Genomic DNA, 1,553 nt, shown 5'->3' with positions numbered 1-1,553 from the left:
GGAATTAGGCCATGTGCTAATTAAAGATGTTCAATTTGGTAATGAAACCAAACTTGAAAAAGGGGTGCTAACAGTTAACAAGGAAGAATTGATTAACTTGATAAAAGAGGATGAGCACCTTGCATCAGTAGACGTAGATATTGCAAAACCTGGTGAAAGTGTTAGAATTACACCTGTTAAGGACGTAGTAGAACCAAGAGTGAAGGTGGAAGGTCCAGGAGGTGTTTTCCCAGGAATATTATCAAAGGTTGATGTTGTAGGTTCAGGAAAAACTAATGTATTAAAAGGTTGTGCTGTAATGACAACTGGTAAAATCGTTGGTTTCCAAGAAGGTATTGTAGATATGACAGGACCTGGAGCAGAGTTTACTCCATTCTCCAAAACAATAAACTTAGTATTAAAATGTGAACCTGTAGAAGGATTAAAACAACATGATCATGAAAGAGCAGTAAGATTCGCAGGGTTTAAGGCGGCAGCTTATGTTGCAGAAACTGCAAAATCAATGACACCAGATACAGTAGAAGTATATGAAGTAGATCCATTCTTAAAAGGAATTGAAAAATACCCTAACCTTCCAAAAGTAGGATATGTTCAAATGCTTCAAACTCAAGGATTACTTCATGACACTTATGTATATGGAGTAGATGCTAAACAAATAGTACCAACTATAATGTATCCAACTGAAATTATGGATGGTGCAATTGTAAGTGGTAACTGTGTATCTGCTTGTGATAAGAATACAACTTATCATCAAATGAATAATCCAGTTATTCATGACCTTTTGGCAGTTCACGGAAAAACACTTAACTTCGTAGGTGTTATAATCACAAACGAAAACGTTTATTTAGCTGATAAAGAAAGATCATCAAACTGGACAGCTAAACTTGCTGAATACCTAGGACTTGATGGAGTTATAGTTTCACAAGAAGGTTTTGGTAACCCAGATACTGACCTTATAATGAATACTAAGAAAATAGAAGCTAAAGGTATTGACACTGTAATAATTACTGATGAATATGCAGGTAGAGATGGTGCCAGCCAATCCCTTGCAGATGCTGATGCTTCAGCTAACGCAGTAGTTACAGGTGGTAATGCTAACGAAATAATAGTATTACCAAAGATGGATAAAGTAATCGGTACTTTAGATTATGTTGATATTATAGCAGGTGGATTTGACGGAAGTTTAGCAGTTGATGGTACTATTACAGTTGAGATCCAAGCTATAACAGGTGCAACTAATGAAGTTGGATTTAACAAAATGTCCGCTAGAGGATTCTAATTATATAAATATATGTATTTAAATTAAAATATAATACAAAAGATTAAGAGAATATAAAAAAGAAAGGAAGTGGCAAGATGTCAATTTTTAATGAAAACACAAAAGTTATCATTATTGGTGACAGAGATGGTATACCAGGACCAGCTATGGAAGAATGCATAAAGACCACTCCTGCAGAAGTAGTATTTTCAGCAACAGAATGTTTTGTCTGAACGGCTGCAGGCGCAATGGACTTAGAAAATCAAAAAAGGGTTAAAGATTTAACTGAAAAATA

The 1,553-nt window shown here is 35.0% G+C and carries 1 protein-coding gene and 1 pseudogene; both read left to right on the top strand.

The window, feature by feature from the left end:
- Window positions 1–1,279 (top strand): glycine/sarcosine/betaine reductase component B subunit (locus RT714_RS10550; RefSeq protein ID WP_313757533.1); only part of this gene is annotated, 1,279 nt, incomplete at its 5' end.
- 77 nt (window positions 1,280–1,356) lie between these two features.
- Window positions 1,357–1,553: pseudogene (locus RT714_RS10545) on the top strand (glycine/sarcosine/betaine reductase complex selenoprotein A); the annotation flags it as partial.

The sequence above is a fragment of the Tissierella sp. genome, from assembly GCF_032104385.1.
Classification (GTDB): domain Bacteria; phylum Bacillota; class Clostridia; order Tissierellales; family Tissierellaceae; genus Tissierella.
Note: the sequence above shows the minus strand (reverse complement) of the source record. Positions and strands in the feature narration are given on the sequence as shown.